Raw genomic sequence first — 16,581 nt, 5'->3', positions numbered from 1 at the left:
CCTCCATGACTGACACCGTCTGGGCGCCGGACGGCAGCAACCTGGTGGTTCACGCGGACAACGCGGAATACCTCCCCACGCTGCCGGACGGCGCCTTCACACTGATTTACGTGGACCCGCCCTTCAACACCGGCCGGGTGCAACGGCGCCAGGAAACCCGGATGGTCCTCAACGCCGGCGGCGAGGGTGACCGCGTCGGGTTCAAGGGCCGGTCCTATGACACCATCAAGGGCGCGCTGCACAGCTACGACGACGCCTTCAGCGACTACTGGTCTTTCCTCGAGCCCCGGCTCGTGGAGGCCTGGCGGCTCCTGGCCGACGACGGCACCCTGTACCTGCACCTGGACTACCGCGAGGTGCACTACGCGAAGGTCATGCTGGACGCGATCTTTGGCCGCGAATGCTTCCTGAACGAGATCATCTGGGCGTACGACTACGGTGCACGGGCCAAATACCGCTGGCCCACCAAGCACGACAACATCCTTGTCTACGTCAAGAACCCGGCGAAGTACCACTTCGACAGCGCCGAGGTGGACCGTGAGCCCTACATGGCACCCGGGCTCGTCACCCCCGCCAAGCGCGAGCTCGGCAAGCTTCCCACCGACGTGTGGTGGCACACCATCGTCTCGCCCACCGGCAAGGAGAAGACCGGCTACCCGACGCAGAAGCCGGAGGGCCTCATCCGGCGCGTGGTCGCGGCCTCGAGCCGGCCGGGCGACTGGTGCCTGGACTTCTTCGCCGGTTCCGGCACGCTCGGCGCCGTGGCTGCGAAGCTCGACCGCAGGTTCGTGTGCGTGGACCAAAACCAGGCGGCCGTCGACGTCATGGCCAAACGACTGGCCGCGAAAGCGCAGTTCACCGCGTTCCCGCCGGACCCCGGGGCCTGACCCGCGGTCCCGCCCGCCTTTCGTCGCGATGCGCCATCACTTGTGGCGGGTAACCGGGCCTCTGACCGACCACAAGTGATAGCGCAATCAGGTTCGGGAAGGGCTCAGCGCACCACGGCGGAGCCGGTGCCCAGTTCCTCGATCCGGGCAAAGACTTCGGGCGAGGTCAGGTTTTCCCCCAGCAGGTTCGGCTTCCCTGCGCCGTGGTAGTCCGAGGACCCGGTGACCAGCAGGCCGTACCGTTTGGCGATGCGGCGCAGGAAGACCCTGCCCTCCTCCGGATTGTCCCGGTGGTAGATTTCCAGGCCGGCCAGCCCGGCGTCGATCATTTCCCGGTACGTCCCCTCCCCCACGATCCGTCCGCGGGCAGACGCGACGGGGTGCGCAAAAACCGGCACGCCACCGGCTTCCCGGACCAGTTCGACGGCGAGCGCCGGATCCGGCGCGTAGTGCTGGACCCAGTAGCGCGAGTGTGAGGTAAGGATCGAACTGAAGGCCTCGGCCCGGTCCTCCACCACGCCTGCGGCCACGAGGGCGTCAGCGATGTGCGGGCGGCCGAGGGTGGCGCCCGGCGCGACGTGGTGGATCACGTCGTCCCATGTCAGCGGGTAGTCCTCGGCCAGCAGGGTGACCATCTTTTGGGCCCTCGTGTGCCGGGCGTCCTTGGCCTTGGTGATTTCCTCAAGGAGTCCGGGGTGGGCCGGGTCATGCAGGTAGCTCAACAGGTGGACGCTGATGCCTTCCCGGGTCCGGCAGGAGATCTCCATGCCCGGGACCAGGGCGACCCCCGTTTTCCGGGCCGCGACGGCGGCCTCCGCCCACCCGTCCGTGGAGTCGTGATCGGTCAGCGCGACGACGTCCAGCCCGGCGCCGGCAGCGGACTCAACGACGTCGGCCGGCGCCTGGGTGCCGTCGGAAACGTTCGAGTGCGCATGCAGGTCAATTCTCACCTCACCAGCCTAGTAGATGGCCCGGTGCAAAGCCCCGGCCCCGCGCGTCTATGCCCTGCGCCCTCGCGTTGCAGTTGCCGTGCAGCGGGAGCGCGCCGTTGGCCTAAGCCGCGGCGCTGGTGAGACTATTGGACGGTGAACGATGCAGATAACACCCAAGTCTCCGCTTCCCAGCCCCTCGAAGAGCGCGTCAACAACCGCTCGCAGCGGCCCAGTTCCGACGCTTTCAAGGCTTTTATGGCCAGCAACTGGGCGCCGGCCATGCAGCAGCTCCCCGAGCGGGACGCCGTCGCCGGCCACGCAGCAGCCCGGCGCCGCGCCATTTCAGGCCAGTTCAAAGGTGAACGCCTGGTCATCCCCGCCGGCCCGCTGAAGGTCCGCTCGAACGACTGCGACTACCGCTTCCGGCCGCACTCGGCCTTCGCGCACCTCACCGGCCTCGGCGTGGACCACGAGCCCGATGCGGTCCTGATCCTGGAGCCGGTGGCCGAGGGCACGGGCGACGACGGCGGCAACCACCACGCCACGCTGTACTTCCGCCCGCTGGCAGGCCGCGACACCGAGCAGTTCTACGCCGACTCCCGCTCCGGGGAGTTCTGGATCGGCGCACGCCCCACCCTGGCCGAGTTCAAGGCCCGGCTCGGGCTGGACACCGCGGACATCAGCGAACTCGAACTCGCCATCACCAAGAACGTCGGTGCGCCCGAGATCGGCGGCATCTCCATCCGGCTGGTCCGCAAGGTTGACGAGAACATCGACGCCCTCGTGGACACCGCCCGCTACAACACGGCCAAGGATCCTGACAACCTTGACCTGAGCGTCCTCGATGCCCTGGACGAGAAGCTCAGCGAGGCCCTCTCCGAGCTGCGCCTGCTGAAGGACGAGTGGGAAATCGAACAGATGAAGACCGCCGTGGCCGCCACCGTGGCAGGCTTCACGGAGGTCGTCAAGGCACTCCCGCGGGCGCTGACCCACCACCGCGGCGAGCGCGTCGTCGAAGGGGCGTTCTTCGCCCGGGCCCGCGAGGACGGCAACGAACTCGGCTACGACACCATCGCCGCGTCCGGCAACAACGCCACCATCCTGCACTGGACCCGGAACACCGGAAAGATCGCTGCCGGTGAACTGCTGCTCCTGGACGCCGGCGTCGAGGCCGATTCCCTGTACACGGCCGACGTCACCCGCACCCTGCCGGCGAACGGCAAGTTCACCGAGATCCAGCGCAAGGTCTATGAGGCCGTGCTCGACGCCGCCGACGCCGGCTTCGCGGCCGCCCAGCCGGGCACCAAATTCCGGGACATCCACACCGCAGCCACCACCGTTCTCGCGGAGCGGCTCGCCGAATGGGGCCTCCTGCCCGTCTCCGTGGAGGAAGCCGTCAGCGCCGAAGGGCAGCAGCACCGCCGATGGATGCCGCACGGCACCAGCCACCACCTCGGCCTCGACGTCCACGACTGCGCGCAGGCAAAGCGGGACCTGTACCTCGACGGCGTGCTCACACCCGGAATGGTGTTCACGATCGAACCCGGCCTGTACTTCAAGAACGAGGACATCGGCATCCCCGAGGAATACCGCGGCATCGGTGTCCGGATCGAGGACGACATCCTCATGACGGCCGACGGCCCGGTCAACCTCAGCGCTGCGTTGCCGCGCAAGGCGGACGACGTCGAGTCCTGGATGGCGGGCATCTACTTGGAATTCGACGGCCAGACGCCGTAACGTCCGCCAGACGAGCCGAAGAAGCACAGAAAGGGAGGGCCCCTGGGACCCTCCCTTTTCTGCATCTGCAGCTTCTCGTGAGGCTAGCTTCTTGTGAGTCTTCTTTCGCCGATTGTCTCGTGCAGGACGCTTCTGAAGCCTTCTTCTGCCGCGGGTTAGTGCTGCTGGCCGTCGTGGCCCGGCGCGGGTTTGTCGCTGTCCGTGACCCTGACCCCGTACTGCGGGCGGCCGTCCGGGAGGTCGGGGTAGGTCACGCCGGAGACCCGGCCTGCCGGGCGGGCCGGCTCTTCCTCCGTGCCCGGGGCCGCCGGGGCGTGGCCCGGGGTCCCGGCCTGCTGGGGCTGGCCGCCCTGGTACTGTCCGGCCGGCTCGCTGCCGGGCTCCGGCGTTCTCTGGCCGTAGGGATCGTTCCAGCCCGCCGGGCGCTGGGGTGCATGGCCCAGCTGGCCTGGCTGCTGCGGGCCCGGTTGCTGCGGGTTGTGCTGCTGGGGCTCCTGCTGCCGGTAGCCGGACGCGTCATGCGGCGTCATGGGCAACTGGTGGAGCAGGCGCCGCGCTTCGCCGGCGGCCTCGAAGGAGACCACCACGTCATAGTTGGTCGCCACCACCTGGCTGGTTGAAGTGAAGTCGCGCTTGCCGCGCTGCATGGCGTAGGTGACGATGCCAAACAGCATGAAGAATGCGGCGCCCATCAGCACGGACGTCACAATCGAGAAATACCCGGGGGTCGTGGAGAAGAAGGAGAGCATGACACCGACGAATAGGCCGAACCACATGCCGCTGAGGGCGCCGGACAAGGCGACCCGCGGGTAGGTCAGGCGGCCGGTCACCCGCTCGACCATCTTCAGATCGTTGCCCACGATCGACACCATCTGCACGGGGAACTGCTGGTCCGCCAGGTAGTCCACCGCCTTCTGGGCATCCAGGTAGGAGTTGTAGGAACCGACGACGTCGCCTCTCGGGACGGCGCGGGCCTCGTCCGAGCCGTTGGGGGCACCGGCCCTGGGAGCACCAAAAATGTTTGACATACGCCCATTCTCACCCATCCGGCTGGTATACGGCTGGAAATTCAGCTAAAAGAGAGCAGACTGGGTAGCCTGTATGAGTGAGCACAAATCTTACGCGGGTGTTTGTCGCGCGCCTCCTCGGACTGGACGTCTTTGACCCACTGGGCGACCGTCTGGGACGGTTGCGCGATGTCGTGGTGCTCTCCCGCGGAACCAGGGGCGCCCCGCACGTGGTGGGTATCGTCGTCGAAGTCCCCGGGAAGAAGCGCGTGTTTGTGCCGATGACCCGGATTACGTCCATCGACCAGACCCAGGTCATCTGCACCGGCCTGGTCAATCTGCGCCGCTTCGAACAACGCGGTGCGGAAACCCTTGTGGTCGCTGAAATGTTCGACCGCCGGGTGACCCTCGCGGACGGCAGCGGAGACGCGACCATCGAGGACATCGCCATGGACAAGCACCGCTCGGGCGACTGGTTCGTGAGCAAGCTTTTCGTACGCCGCGGCCACTCCCTCTCACCGCTGAGCCGGCTGCGCCGCAACGAAACCATGATCATCGACTGGGCCGATGCCCAACAGGGCGCCAAGACCGAGCCTCAGGCCGCCACCCAGTTCGTGGCGACGCACGAGGACCTCAAGCCGGCCGACTTCGCCGAAGCACTCCAGGAAATGAGCGACAAGCGCCGCTTCGAGGTCGCCAGTGAACTCCAGGACGAACGGCTCGCCGACGTCCTGCAGGAGATGCCCGAAGGCGATCAGGTGGAGATCCTCTCCGCGCTGGACATCAACCGCGCCGCCGACGTCCTGGAGGAAATGGATCCCGACGACGCCGCGGACCTCCTCGCCGAACTTCCCAGCGCGCAGGCCGAGGAACTCCTGCAGCTCATGGAACCCGAAGGCGCCGAGGACGTCCGCCGCCTGCTCGAATACGACGAGGACACCGCCGGCGGCCTCATGACGCCGGTTCCGGTGATCCTTCCCCCGGAGGCAACCGTCGCCGAGGCACTAGCACACGTCCGCCGGGAGGAACTCTCGCCCGCGCTGGCGTCCTCGATCTTCGTTGCCCGTCCACCGCTGGAAACCCCCACCGGGCGTTTCCTCGGCGTCGTGCATATCCAGCAGCTGCTGCGCTACCCGCCGCCCGAGCCGCTGGGCAACCTCGTGGACAAGAGCCTGGAACCGGTTTCCGACCAGGCCCATATCAGTGAGGTGGCCCGGGCCCTGGCCACCTACAACCTCAATTCGCTCCCCGTGGTCAACTCGGACGGACGGCTTGTGGGGGCGGTGACTGTTGACGACGTGCTTGATCACCTGTTGCCGGACGACTGGCGCGCCCACGAGGACGACGCCCCGATAAGGAAGCTTGGAGGCCGCATTGGCTGATCCCACCGCACCCCGGACCTCCAACGTCCGCCCGGGCAGCAGGACATCCGGCGGCCTGGACACGCCTCTCAGCGGCCGGCAACGTATCCTGCCCAATTTCCGTCCCGACCCGGACGCCTTCGGCCATGCCACGGAAGGCTTCGCCCGTTTCATGGGCACCCCGCAGTTCCTGCTCTACATGACCGTGTTCTGTGTCTTCTGGCTGGGCTGGAACACGTGGGCCCCGGTTGAATGGCAGTTCGATTCACGGGCACTGGGCTTCACCCTGCTGACCCTCATGCTCTCCCTTCAGGCCTCCTACGCCGCTCCGCTGCTGCTGCTCGCGCAGAACCGCCAGGACGACCGGGACAAGGTCTCGCTCCAGCAGGACCGGCAGCGGGCTGAGCGCAATCTCTCCGACACCGAGTACCTGACCCGGGAACTTGCGTCCCTGCGCATCGCGCTGCGCGAGGTCGCCACCCGCGACTACGTCCGCGCCGAGCTGCGCAGCCTGCTGGAGGACATGCTGGAGGCGCAGGAGGAACTGCGCACGCATGATCCTTCTGCCGGCGCCCACGAGACCCCGCGGGACAAGGTCAAGGAGAAGCTGAAGGAGCGTCGCGACAAGCAGCGCGGGCCCCGGACCCAGCAGATCCCCCGCGTCAAGACCGGCGGCAAGCGGGACACCGCGCAGGAGGACCGGAAAACGAACCCGCCATTGAACCCCTCCGCGAACCCGCCGTCGAGCCTCACGGCCGATGCTGCGGATGCTGCCGACCCCGCCCGCCTGCCTGCACACCGCACCTTCCCCGAAAGCTGAGCATCGCCCGCATGAGCACCCCGCTGGAACAGGCAGTGCACGCGGCACTTGCCACCGTGATCGACCCTGAACTCCGCCGCCCCATCACCGAGCTCGGCATGGTGGAGTCGGTGCAGATCTCCGACGGCGGCAGGGTGCGGCTTGTGGTGCTTCTGACCATTGCGGGCTGCCCGCTGCGCGGCACCATCACCGCGGACGCCGAAGCTGCCCTGTCCGCCGTCCCGGGCGTCACCGGCGTCGATGTTGACTTGAAAGTCATGACGCAGGCGCAGCGCGACGCCCTCAAGGAGCAGTTGCGCGGCTCCGGCGGCCAGCGCGGCATCCCGTTCAACGCTCCCGGTTCCCTGACCAGGGTGTACGCCGTCGCGAGCGGCAAGGGCGGGGTGGGCAAGTCTTCGGTGACGGTCAACCTGGCGTGCGCGCTGGCGGCCCAGGGGCTTCGCGTGGGGATCGTGGACGCGGATGTGTACGGTTTCTCCGTCCCGGCGCTGATGGGCATCACCCAGGCCCCCACGCGGGTGGACGACATGATCCTGCCGCCGGTGGCCTACGGGGTCAAGGTCATCTCCATCGGCATGTTTGTCACCGGAAACCAGCCCGTCGCATGGCGCGGGCCGATGCTGCACCGGGCGCTGGAGCAGTTCCTCACGGACGTGTACTTCGGCGACCTCGACGCCCTCTTCCTGGACCTGCCGCCGGGCACGGGCGACATCGCGATCTCCGTAGCCCAGCTGCTGCCCAAGGCCCAGATCCTGGTCGTGACCACTCCGCAGGCGGCCGCCGCGGATGTTGCCGAGCGGGCCGGGGCGATCGCCGCGCAGACCGGCCAGACCGTGGCCGGCGTCGTGGAAAACATGTCCTATCTTGAAATGCCCGACGGCGGCAGGATGGAACTGTTCGGCAGCGGCGGCGGCGCCGTGCTCGCCGAGCGCCTCTCCGCCACCGTGGGTGAGGACGTCCCGTTGCTGGGCCAGATTCCCCTCGAAGTCCTGTTGCGTGAGGGCGGAGATGCCGGGGTGCCGCTCGTGCTGGGCCGTCCCGAGACGCCGGCTGCCCTTGCCTTGGCCGGGATCGCCGGGAAGCTGGCGTCGGTGCCCCGCGGGCTCAAGGGCATGCCGCTGGGTCTGCAGCCCCGCTGACCGGGGCGGCAGGTTGAGGCAGACGGCTGGCGCCACTGTTGGCGTCCTCAGACCGGGGCAGGATCATTCGGGCCGGGCCGCATATTGGGCCGGGCCGCGTGAGGTCCTAGGTCGCTTCTGAGTCGAAGGGCGCTGATTCGCCCGCGGGCAGCCGCTCAAAGACCCGGGCCGGGCGGTGTTCGGCGATGGCAGTGGCGGCCGCAGCCGCGGAAACCGTTACGGGCGCCCCGGAGCTCACCGGCTTGGTGTCGTCCTCCAGGAGCGCTTCCTTGATGATCCGGCGCGGATCGTACTGCCGGGGGTCATACTTCTTCCAGTCGACCTCGTCGATATCGATGCCGACTTCTTCCTTGATCTGTTCCCGCGCACCCGACGCCATCCGGCGCACTTCCTTGACGATATTGGCAAGTTTCTGGGTGTATTCGGGCAGCCTGCTGGGACCAATCACCAGAAGGCCGATGATCAGCAGAAGTAAGAACTCCGGTCCATTGATTCCAAGCACTTTAGGAAGATTACCCTCTCGTTCGGGCTGGCGACGACTTCGCGAAGTCGGGATGCCTACGATGTCGACCCCGTTGCTGCCTCACGGGGCCAGGTGCTCCAGGATTCGGCTCAGCCCGCGCTCGATCCGTTCCGGGATTCCGTCGCGTGACGCGGGCGCCGAGGCTGGGCTGCTTACCCGGGTGAGGGCGGCAGCGCCGTCGCCGGCCTGATCGGCCGGCAGGTCAGACACGTACGTGTAGGTGGCCGCGGCGGTCTGGTAGATGGCCCGGTAGGGCGGGCCGGGGTTGACCCAGAGCGCATTGTCCCCGGGGCCGGCCCCGGGCCGGGCGTCAGGCCCGGATTCCGGGGCTGCGGCCGTACCGGCCTTCGCCACCGTGAAGCCGTCCGTCATGGCGGTGTGGCCCGTGAGCACGTTGATTGGCGAAGCATCCGCCCGGGCCTGTGCCGCTGGCGTTCCGGGCACCCGCGGCGCGGAATCGTGCTGTTCCAGGACCGTGGCGAAGTGCCGGCCGTCCGTGAGGCGAAGTTCCAGGACCTCGTCCCCGGACATGACACCGGCCCGGGCCCACATCAGGTGGAATCCTAGGTCCCGCAGTTCCGGACATGTCCATCCCTGCGCCCGCAAAGCCGCAAGCTGCCCGGCGCTCAACGCCCCGGCCGGGGTGAAATCGGGTTCGCCGCCCGGGCCGAGTCCAACCCAGGGTCCGCTTCCCGCGTCCCCCGGGACGCCGGCGGTGCCGGTTCCGCCGGCACTGGAGCCGTCGACATCAGACAGGTTCCCCGTGGCAAGCGGCTCTCCGGTGGCGAGCTGCCCTGCGGTATCGGGGTGGGAGAGTTTGGAGGTCTCTGCGCCGTCGGCCAGGACTGTGGCGTCGCCTCCCATGAAGTATGCGGTGCCGGCCATGAGGGCGAGGGCGGCTACGGCCCCTCCCGCCGCCAGTGCGGGCAGGCGCGGGCCGCGGCGGCGGCCGCCTTGGGGATGCGCGGCCTCCGCCGGCCAACGGCCAAGCGGCCGGTCCGTCCCTGGCCGATCTGTCGTGAAGTCTTCTGCGGGCAAACGCCCTGGCGCCTGATGCGTGCCTCCCGGCGCTGTGTCGGCCCAGGCCGATTCCGCGCCTTCCGTGTCCGCCCGCGCGCTGCCTGCAGGGGCTGTGCCCGCCGGTGCCGTATCAGTTCGTGCTGAGTCTGTGCCTTCTGCGGCAGCGCGTTCGGCGGCCAACTGCCCGGTCCGTGCCAGGAGCCGTGCGGTCAGGTCCTCGCTGGCCTCGGGCACGGCGGCGCCGCGGAGCCTCTCCAGGTACTGGCGCTCGCGCTGCTGCCGGGCGCGGCATTCGGCGCAGGTCTCCATGTGATCGTGGTGGCCGGCGGACAGCTTCCGGGTGGCGCCGATGCGGCTACGGCCGGTCCTGCCCGAAAACCTGCAGCCGGAACCGCCCAGCAAACGTTTCAGTAGACCCATGGACCGCTTCAGAGGAGGCCGGCGATGCGCGGCATTTTGAGCCGCGGCTTGAGGGACTGCTTGGCCTGCTGTGCAGGGCGCGGGTCGCGGTGCGCGAGCTTTTCGCGCAGCATCGTCCGGCCGCGGTGGATGCGGGACCTGACGGTGCCGAGTTTGATGTCCAGCGCGGCGGCGACTTCGTCGTAGGACAGGCCCTCGAGGTCGCACAGCACGACGGCGGCCCGGAAGTCCGGGGGCAGTTCTTCAAGCGCGGCCTGAACATCGACGTCGAGGTTGTTGAATTCGAAGCTCTGCTCCGGGCCGGGTTCCCGGCCGGGGAGCCGCGACTCGGCGTCGTCGGCCAGGGCGTCAAAGCGGATCCGGCTCTTGCGCCGGGCCTGGTCCAGGAAAAGGTTGGTGGTGATCCGGTGCAGCCAGCCGTCCAGGGTGCCCGGCCTGAAGTTCTCCAGCGAACGGAACACCCGGACGAACACCTCCTGGGTGAGGTCCTCGGCGTCGTACTTGTTTCCGGTCAGCCGGTACGCAAGGCGGTAGACCTTGGCGGAGTGGTTCGTCACCACTTCCTCCCAGGTGGGCCGTACCCATTCGGCTTCCGCCGCGGTGCCGGGCTGGCCGGTTGGATCAGTTGCCTCAGTTGCCGGGACAGGTGTCAGAACCGACATCGTCCGCTCCCCTCATGGATGGTACCTACGCCTGAACGGTGCCTGCTCGCGCAGGTTCCTGCACTCTTCATTCGACGCCGATCACCACGCGGATGAGCGGATACCCATCATTTCAAAATAAGCTGGGAATTTCCTGACGCGACGCAGTCTTCCGCCGAAGGCAGAACGTCTGCCCCGAGGCGGATCGCCTGCCCGTCTGCCGGGGCCACGGCCCCGCCGCCTCCGTGTCGCGTCCCGTCGGACACAGTACGCTGTAGGGAGTACTCCCCTGCCGCCCAGAAAGCGATTACCCATGAGCGCCGATAAGTCCACGAGCTGGTCCTACGCAGAAGATCTGCCTGCCGAGGATGAGGTCCTGTTGCACGCGCGCGAACGGTCTTTCGAGCTTGGCGTGACGCCGATCGGCCCAGGCGTGGGTGCCGTGCTGACGGTGCTGGCAGCGGCGTCCAAGGCACAGACCGCCGTGGAGATCGGCACCGGCGCCGGGGTGTCCGGCGTGTGCATCCTGCGCGGGCTCGGTCCGCAGGCGGTCCTGACGACGATCGACGTGGACGTCGAACACCTCAAGGCGGCGCGCGAAGCGTTCCAGGAAGCCGGCAGCCCCGCCAACCGCACGCGCACCATTTCGGGCCGCGCCGGCGACGTCCTGCCGCGGCTGACGGACGGGGCCTACGATCTCGTGTTCATCGATGCCGACAAACCGAACTACCCCAGCTACGTGGAGCAGGCCGTGCGGCTGCTCAAGTCCGGCGGCCTGCTGATCGTCAACGACGCCCTCGACAAGGACCGTGTGGCGAACCCGGCCGCCCGGGACGCCACCACCGTGGTGCTCCGCCAGATCGGCAAGTCCATCCGCGACGACGACCGACTCGCCTCCGCCATGCTGCCCACCGGCGACGGCCTGCTCATAGCCGTCAAGAAGTAAGCGTCAGGAACCACGCGCCAGGCACAGGCAGGAGACGCACAAGCAGGGGACGCACAAGCAGAAAAGGGCGGGGTCCGCAGCCTGGTGGCTGGGACCCCGCCCTCTTGCGAAGCTCTTGGTGTGAAGCTATTCGGTGACGCCGACGAGGCATTCCTTGAGGTTTGTCGCCTCAGCAGCGTTGAGCTCGACCACGAGCCGCCCCCCGCCTTCGAGCGGAACACGCATGATCAAGCTTCGTCCCTCTTTCGTCACTTCCATAGGGCCGTCGCCGGTGCGTGGTTTCATTGCCGCCATAAGGAATATCCCCTCCATTAGTCCCTGACATACCAGCCCGGCCGGGCTGCGTCCGCTTGGTCAATCAAGCCGTCCGGCAGCGCTCCAGGAGGCCGCCGTGACAGACCCGCTCACAACCGCTTACGAATAAACCGCTTGCGAATCAACCGCTTGCCATCAAACCGCTCGCGATTAAACTCAGTGTGCTTCTTGTCCTTGCTTATCCTCTATTATCGCGTAACAATGCGCCCGGAGCTAATCGTTGGACTTTCCAGCGCGCCCCGGAAAGCCGGGGCGGCAACGCGAAATGGTGCCGTGGGTCACGGCGGATAGTCCCCTCCGCCCGGCAGCGGCGCCCACGCCCACAGCCACACAATCCAGACGATCTGCAGCAGGACGAACATGACCACCACGGCTCCCCGGTAGGCGCGGGAGCGCGAGAGCAGTGCGGCGCTGAGGGCGAGCGGGAACAGCGGCAGCAGCATCCGGAACGTGCTGGTCTGCGGTTGCAGGAAGGCCAGCAGGTAACCCATGTAGCAGCAGCACCAGAGCCTCAGTTCAGCGCCCAGCGCAACCACGGGCCGCGACATCATGAAAAGCGTAAAGGCGGCCACGAAAAGGAACGGGGCCAGCACTCCGAGCGTCGGCCCGAAGAGCATGATGCCGGTGTCGAACCATGGCTTGAACGGCACCAGGTCATCGCCGCGCCATGCGGTTTCGGTCTTGGTGTAGGCCCCGAGATCACCGGTTGCGGCCCAGGCGATGGCCGGCCACAGCAGCGCACCGACCCCGCTGACGGCTGTCAGCCCGCCCAGGGACCACAGCTGCGCGTTGGTGTGGACGGGAACCCCGCGCGGGGGGCGCCCTGCCAGGCGCTGCCAGAGTCGGTAGAGGAACAACAGCCCCATCATCACCGCAAACGGGACCCCGGTAGGCCGGGAAAGGCACATGAGGAGCACCACGGGCATGGCCCACAGGTATCGGCGCTCCATGACCAGCAGCAGCGCGGCGCCAAGGAGCAGCAGGTTGAGGGATTCGGCGTAGGGCACCTGCAGCACCGGCGCCACCGGGAATGCCGCCAGGAAGATGATCCCCCAGAGTGCCGTGCGGTGGGAGGCCCGGTGCCGGAAAATCCTGTAGGCCACGAGGGCTGCCCCCAGCCCGGCGGCCAGCGCAATGGCCGTCAGCGACCACGCCGGACCCGTGCCCGTCAGCCCGGACACCACCCTGCCCAGCACGGGAAACAGCGGGTAGAAAGCCCACGCGTTCTCCTGAACGGTGCCGGCCGCGTCTGTCGGCAGCAGCGCCGGATACCCGTTCTGCAGCGCTTCGGAGTACCAACGGGCGTCCCAGATGTTGATGAAGTTCCAGTAGTCCGGTTTCGCGGGAAACCAGGGATTCACGCCCTGGTGCAGCGCGGCGGCCATAAAGATGCAGGCGCTGACCAGACGGGCGGCGATGTACAGGCCGGCCACCTGGACCCACCACGGCCACCGCGACATCCGGGCGCCGGCCGCCGCGATGCTGCTCCACGCCGCCGCGTTCAGGCCCCTTTGTCCCCCGGCGTCAAGCGCCGGGACTGCCTCCGGGTCCTCCACGTGGCTCACGGACGCTGCTCTGTCGGCCGGCGGAGGCGTTCCAGTTCCTCCCCCAGCGCCTCGATCTTTTGGTCTTTGACGGTGATCTGGTCCCGCAGATCGTCAAGGACCTGGTCCACCTGGTCCATCCGGTAGCCGCGGAGCCCGACGGCAAATCGGAGATGGTCGATGTCCGTCGCGGCCGCACGGTCTGGCAGCAGGACCGGCGGCAGGGACGCGACCGGCTCGTCGAAACCGTCCTCAAAGGGCACCTCAGCGCCGCCGGCCGTGTCCCGGCGGAAGATTTTCGGCGCCAGGCCGGTACCCAGAAGGATGGCGACGCCGGTCAGCGCAATCGCAAGGAAGACCAGAAAGAGACTCACTAGACCATCGTGCCAGAAGCCGGACGCCGGTGCGCTCAGCCCGGCGCTTCAGCCCCGCGTTCCGCCGCCCTTTCCGTTGCCGTTTCCGGTGCCGTTCCCGTTGGTGGAGCCCCCGTTCGGGTTCCGGTGACGGGCCGCGCCCTCGACGACGAGTTCGACGGCGAGCGCGGGATCGTCCACCACCTGCACGAGGTCAAGGTCCTCCTCGGACACCATGCCCTCGGTGACGAGGGTGTCCCGGACCCAGTCGAGCATCGGGGTCCAGAACGCGGTTCCCACGAGGACGATCGGGAAGGATGTGACCTTGCGGGTCTGGACCAGGACCATGGCCTCGAAGAGCTCGTCCAAGGTGCCCAGGCCGCCGGGGAGGACAATGAAGCCCTGGGCGTACTTGACGAACATGGTCTTGCGGGCGAAGAAGTACCGGAAGTTGATGCCCAGATCCACCCACTGGTTCATGCCCTGTTCGAAGGGCAGCTCGATCCCGAGCCCCACCGAAACGCCATTGCCCTGAACGGCACCCTTGTTGGCGGCCTCCATCGAACCCGGGCCGCCGCCCGTGATCACGGCCAGTCCGGCCTCGGCCAGTTTGCGCCCGACCTCGACGCCGAGCTCGTAGTTGAGGGTTCCGGGCACCGTGCGGGCGGAGCCGAAGACGCTGACCGCCGGGCCCAGGTCGGCGAGGGCGCCGAACCCTTCCACGAACTCGCTCTGGATCCGCAGGACGCGCCAGGGATCGGTGTGGACGAACTGGCCCGGCCCCTTGGTGTCGAGCAGGGTCTGGTCCGACATTGTGACCTTGGCGGCCTTCCGGCGCAGCTCGAGCGGGCCTTTATGGCGGATCCCGTTCGGCGCCGGGGTGCTTCGGACCTCGCGGGCCGGCTTTCCGGCGGGGTTCTGTTCGGGGTTTTGCTCGGGGCCGTGCTGCGGATCGGTACTCATGCCCATAGGCTAGCGCGGAACACCGCGCCCGCGGCTTCGGCGCGGCGGCGCCACGCCCGGCGGCAGGCTGCGACCGCCTGCGGCCCGGAGGCGCAAAACAGCGGCCGGAGAGCGGGCAGTGGCCGCGCCGGGGACCAGGGCGTACAGGTATCTCTTGAATCACGATCTGCACCAAACTGCGTGATTGCCGTCATATCTTGTCAATCTTCGTTAGATTCTTTATATGACTACTCAAGTGCCCGGCGATGCGCTCGTCTCCCTGAAGGCCGTGAACAAGCATTACGGCCAGTTGCACGTCCTGAAGGACATCAACCTGAATGTCCGCAAAGGTGAGGTTGTTGTTGTCATCGGCCCCTCGGGTTCCGGCAAGTCAACGCTCTGCCGCGCCATCAACCGCCTCGAGACAATCGACGACGGTGACATCAGGATCGATGGCAAGGAACTGCCTGCGGAGGGCAAGGAACTGGCGAAGCTGCGCGCCGACGTCGGCATGGTCTTCCAGTCCTTCAACCTGTTCGCCCACAAGACCATCCTGGAGAACGTCACCCTCGGCCCCATCAAGGTCAAGGGCGTTTCCAAGGCCGAGGCCGACAAAGACGCCATGGCACTGCTGGAGCGGGTCGGCGTCGGGCATCAGGCCCCCAAACTTCCCGCTCAGCTCTCCGGCGGCCAGCAGCAGCGTGTTGCCATCGCCCGCGCCCTGGCGATGAAGCCGAAGGTGATGCTCTTCGATGAGCCCACCTCCGCCCTCGACCCGGAAATGATCAACGAGGTCCTGGACGTCATGGTCCAGCTCGCCAAGGAGGGCATGACGATGATCGTGGTCACCCACGAGATGGGCTTCGCCCGCAAGGCCGCCGACCGCGTCGTGTTCATGGCCGACGGCCAGATCGTCGAGGACGCGACCCCCGAGGAATTCTTCACCAACCCCAAGAGCAGCCGGGCCAAAGACTTCCTGTCCAAACTTCTGACGCACTGAGTTCATCGCTCGCGAGTTCGCACCCCGGCCGCCGGAAGGCGGCCGACCAATGAAAGGAATGTCATGAAGGCATTTTTGACCCGGAGGAAATCCCTTCTGGTTGCCGCATCCGCAGCACTGGCGCTCACCCTGAGCGCCTGTGGCGGCAGCTCCTCCACTACCACCAACCCGCCTGTAGCCGAGAAGCCGAGCTTTGCTGCCGATTCCACCATGGCCAAGCTTTCATCCGCAGGAAAGATCACCATCGGCACCAAGTTCGACCAGCCGCTCTTCGGCCAGAAGGGCCTCGACGGCAAGCCTGTCGGCTTCGACGTCGAAATCGGCAAGCTGATTGCCGCCAAGCTGGGCATCCCCGCCGACAAGATCGAGTGGGTTGAAACGGTCTCCGCCAACCGCGAGGAGTTCCTCAAGCAGGGCAAGGTGGACATGATCGTCGCCACCTACACCATCAACGACAAGCGCAAGACCCAAGTTGACTTCGCCGGCCCGTACTACGAGGCCGGCCAGGCCCTCATGGTGAACAAGGACAACAACTCCATCACCAAGCCCGAGGACCTCAAGGGCAAGAACGTCTGCTCCGTGACCGGATCCACCCCGGCCGCCACGATCGTGGAAAAGTACGGAGCAGTCCTGGTTCCTGCCGCGACTTACTCCGCCTGCCTTGAGCCGCTGCGCAACCACCAGGTTGAAGCCGTCACCACGGACAACGTCATTCTGGCCGGATTCGTATCCAAGGAACCGGATGCCTTCAAGCTGGCCTCCGACCAGACCTTCACCAAGGAGCCGTACGGCATCGGCCTGAAGAAGGACGACACGGCCTTCCGCATGTGGATCAACGACCAGCTGGAAGCCTTCGCCAAGGACGGGTCCTACAAGAAGGCCTGGGAAGACACCGCCGGCACCGTCATCAAGACCGCGCCCGAGCTTCCCACGATCGACCGCTACTAGCCGACTCTGGCGGCTGCCGGGCCCGCGGTTACCCCGCAGCCCGGCG

At 67.3% G+C, this 16,581-nt stretch carries 17 protein-coding genes; 8 read left to right on the top strand and 9 right to left on the bottom strand.

What is annotated here, in order from left to right; genetic code table 11:
- Positions 1-5: 5 nt before the first annotated feature.
- On the top strand, positions 6-887 hold the full coding sequence (locus ACVWZ7_RS17010; RefSeq protein WP_116767341.1) for a DNA-methyltransferase: 882 nt from the start codon (positions 6-8) through the stop codon (positions 885-887).
- A gap of 104 nt (positions 888-991) precedes the next feature.
- Here ACVWZ7_RS17010 and ACVWZ7_RS17005 read toward each other — a convergent pair whose 3' ends face one another.
- Positions 992-1,837, bottom strand: a complete 846-nt coding sequence (locus ACVWZ7_RS17005) for a PHP domain-containing protein (RefSeq protein ID WP_344367199.1) — start codon at positions 1,835-1,837, stop codon at positions 992-994.
- Positions 1,838-1,972: 135 nt separating this feature from the next.
- On the opposite strand from ACVWZ7_RS17005, the gene ACVWZ7_RS17000 reads away from it, so the two are divergent.
- Positions 1,973-3,556: an aminopeptidase P family protein gene (locus tag ACVWZ7_RS17000; protein ID WP_116767339.1), complete on the top strand. Its 1,584-nt coding sequence runs from the start codon at positions 1,973-1,975 to the stop codon at positions 3,554-3,556.
- A gap of 155 nt (positions 3,557-3,711) precedes the next feature.
- Here the strand turns inward: ACVWZ7_RS17000 and ACVWZ7_RS16995 are convergent, their stop codons facing one another.
- The gene (locus tag ACVWZ7_RS16995) at positions 3,712-4,584 is read right to left on the bottom strand and encodes a general stress protein (RefSeq protein ID WP_344367196.1); all 873 of its coding nucleotides are present in this window, start codon (positions 4,582-4,584) and stop codon (positions 3,712-3,714) included.
- 77 nt (positions 4,585-4,661) lie between these two features.
- On the opposite strand from ACVWZ7_RS16995, the gene ACVWZ7_RS16990 reads away from it, so the two are divergent.
- The 3 genes from ACVWZ7_RS16990 to ACVWZ7_RS16980 are packed head-to-tail and all read left to right on the top strand — an operon-like array spanning position 4,662 to position 7,883.
- The gene (locus ACVWZ7_RS16990; protein WP_456508536.1) at positions 4,662-5,945 is read left to right on the top strand and encodes a magnesium transporter MgtE N-terminal domain-containing protein; all 1,284 of its coding nucleotides are present in this window, start codon (positions 4,662-4,664) and stop codon (positions 5,943-5,945) included.
- A complete protein-coding gene (locus tag ACVWZ7_RS16985; protein WP_456508535.1) occupies positions 5,938-6,744 on the top strand; it encodes a DUF1003 domain-containing protein in 807 nt (268 codons plus the stop codon). The genes ACVWZ7_RS16990 and ACVWZ7_RS16985 overlap by 8 nt, the downstream gene beginning before the upstream one ends.
- 11 nt (positions 6,745-6,755) lie before the next feature.
- Positions 6,756-7,883, top strand: coding sequence for an Mrp/NBP35 family ATP-binding protein (locus tag ACVWZ7_RS16980; protein ID WP_456508534.1), 1,128 nt, complete (start codon positions 6,756-6,758; stop codon positions 7,881-7,883).
- 106 nt (positions 7,884-7,989) lie between these two features.
- Here ACVWZ7_RS16980 and ACVWZ7_RS16975 read toward each other — a convergent pair whose 3' ends face one another.
- The 3 genes from ACVWZ7_RS16975 to sigE form a co-directional block, all read right to left on the bottom strand.
- Positions 7,990-8,385, bottom strand: a complete 396-nt coding sequence (locus ACVWZ7_RS16975; RefSeq protein WP_456508533.1) for a twin-arginine translocase TatA/TatE family subunit — start codon at positions 8,383-8,385, stop codon at positions 7,990-7,992.
- Between the two features lie 81 nt (positions 8,386-8,466).
- The gene (locus ACVWZ7_RS16970) at positions 8,467-9,846 is read right to left on the bottom strand and encodes a hypothetical protein (protein ID WP_456508532.1); all 1,380 of its coding nucleotides are present in this window, start codon (positions 9,844-9,846) and stop codon (positions 8,467-8,469) included.
- An 8-nt stretch (positions 9,847-9,854) separates the two neighbouring features.
- Entirely contained in the window at positions 9,855-10,508 is a 654-nt protein-coding gene (gene sigE / locus ACVWZ7_RS16965) for an RNA polymerase sigma factor SigE (RefSeq protein ID WP_116767334.1), read from the bottom strand.
- Between the two features lie 292 nt (positions 10,509-10,800).
- Between sigE and ACVWZ7_RS16960 the strand changes: the two genes are divergently transcribed.
- Positions 10,801-11,433, top strand: coding sequence for an O-methyltransferase (locus tag ACVWZ7_RS16960; RefSeq protein ID WP_091249026.1), 633 nt, complete (start codon positions 10,801-10,803; stop codon positions 11,431-11,433).
- Between the two features lie 126 nt (positions 11,434-11,559).
- On the opposite strand, the gene ACVWZ7_RS16955 is transcribed toward ACVWZ7_RS16960, so the two are convergent.
- From ACVWZ7_RS16955 to ACVWZ7_RS16940, 4 genes are all read right to left on the bottom strand, one after another.
- The gene (locus ACVWZ7_RS16955; protein WP_079550332.1) at positions 11,560-11,727 is read right to left on the bottom strand and encodes a DUF3117 domain-containing protein; all 168 of its coding nucleotides are present in this window, start codon (positions 11,725-11,727) and stop codon (positions 11,560-11,562) included.
- Positions 11,728-12,026: 299 nt separating this feature from the next.
- Positions 12,027-13,208, bottom strand: a complete 1,182-nt coding sequence (locus ACVWZ7_RS16950) for a hypothetical protein (protein WP_456509133.1) — start codon at positions 13,206-13,208, stop codon at positions 12,027-12,029.
- A 101-nt stretch (positions 13,209-13,309) separates the two neighbouring features.
- Complete coding sequence (locus ACVWZ7_RS16945) at positions 13,310-13,666, bottom strand: DivIVA domain-containing protein (RefSeq protein ID WP_456508531.1); 357 nt, start codon at positions 13,664-13,666, stop codon at positions 13,310-13,312.
- A 48-nt stretch (positions 13,667-13,714) separates the two neighbouring features.
- Entirely contained in the window at positions 13,715-14,614 is a 900-nt protein-coding gene (locus ACVWZ7_RS16940; protein ID WP_237563450.1) for an LOG family protein, read from the bottom strand.
- A 217-nt stretch (positions 14,615-14,831) separates the two neighbouring features.
- On the opposite strand from ACVWZ7_RS16940, the gene ACVWZ7_RS16935 reads away from it, so the two are divergent.
- Both ACVWZ7_RS16935 and ACVWZ7_RS16930 read left to right on the top strand, forming a co-directional pair.
- Positions 14,832-15,587, top strand: coding sequence for an amino acid ABC transporter ATP-binding protein (locus ACVWZ7_RS16935; protein WP_091249018.1), 756 nt, complete (start codon positions 14,832-14,834; stop codon positions 15,585-15,587).
- A 63-nt stretch (positions 15,588-15,650) separates the two neighbouring features.
- The gene (locus tag ACVWZ7_RS16930) at positions 15,651-16,535 is read left to right on the top strand and encodes a glutamate ABC transporter substrate-binding protein (RefSeq protein WP_116767331.1); all 885 of its coding nucleotides are present in this window, start codon (positions 15,651-15,653) and stop codon (positions 16,533-16,535) included.
- Positions 16,536-16,581: the final 46 nt, after the last annotated feature.

The sequence above is a fragment of the Arthrobacter sp. TE12232 genome, from assembly GCF_054062615.1.
Note: the sequence above shows the minus strand (reverse complement) of the source record. Positions and strands in the feature narration are given on the sequence as shown.

Bases quoted from the DNA above. Each gene is read 5' to 3' on its own strand.
- ACVWZ7_RS17010 (WP_116767341.1), top strand. From the start codon at position 6: ATGACTGACACCGTCTGGGCGCCGGACGGCAGCAACCTGGTGGTTCAC.
- ACVWZ7_RS16995 (WP_344367196.1), bottom strand. From the start codon at position 4,584: ATGTCAAACATTTTTGGTGCTCCCAGGGCCGGTGCCCCCAACGGCTCG.
- ACVWZ7_RS16980 (WP_456508534.1), top strand. From the start codon at position 6,756: ATGAGCACCCCGCTGGAACAGGCAGTGCACGCGGCACTTGCCACCGTG.
- ACVWZ7_RS16970 (WP_456508532.1), bottom strand. From the start codon at position 9,846: ATGGGTCTACTGAAACGTTTGCTGGGCGGTTCCGGCTGCAGGTTTTCG.
- sigE (WP_116767334.1), bottom strand. From the start codon at position 10,508: ATGTCGGTTCTGACACCTGTCCCGGCAACTGAGGCAACTGATCCAACC.
- ACVWZ7_RS16960 (WP_091249026.1), top strand. From the start codon at position 10,801: ATGAGCGCCGATAAGTCCACGAGCTGGTCCTACGCAGAAGATCTGCCT.
- ACVWZ7_RS16955 (WP_079550332.1), bottom strand. From the start codon at position 11,727: ATGGCGGCAATGAAACCACGCACCGGCGACGGCCCTATGGAAGTGACG.
- ACVWZ7_RS16950 (WP_456509133.1), bottom strand. From the start codon at position 13,208: ATGTCGCGGTGGCCGTGGTGGGTCCAGGTGGCCGGCCTGTACATCGCC.
- ACVWZ7_RS16940 (WP_237563450.1), bottom strand. From the start codon at position 14,614: ATGGGCATGAGTACCGATCCGCAGCACGGCCCCGAGCAAAACCCCGAA.
- ACVWZ7_RS16935 (WP_091249018.1), top strand. From the start codon at position 14,832: ATGACTACTCAAGTGCCCGGCGATGCGCTCGTCTCCCTGAAGGCCGTG.
- ACVWZ7_RS16930 (WP_116767331.1), top strand. From the start codon at position 15,651: ATGAAGGCATTTTTGACCCGGAGGAAATCCCTTCTGGTTGCCGCATCC.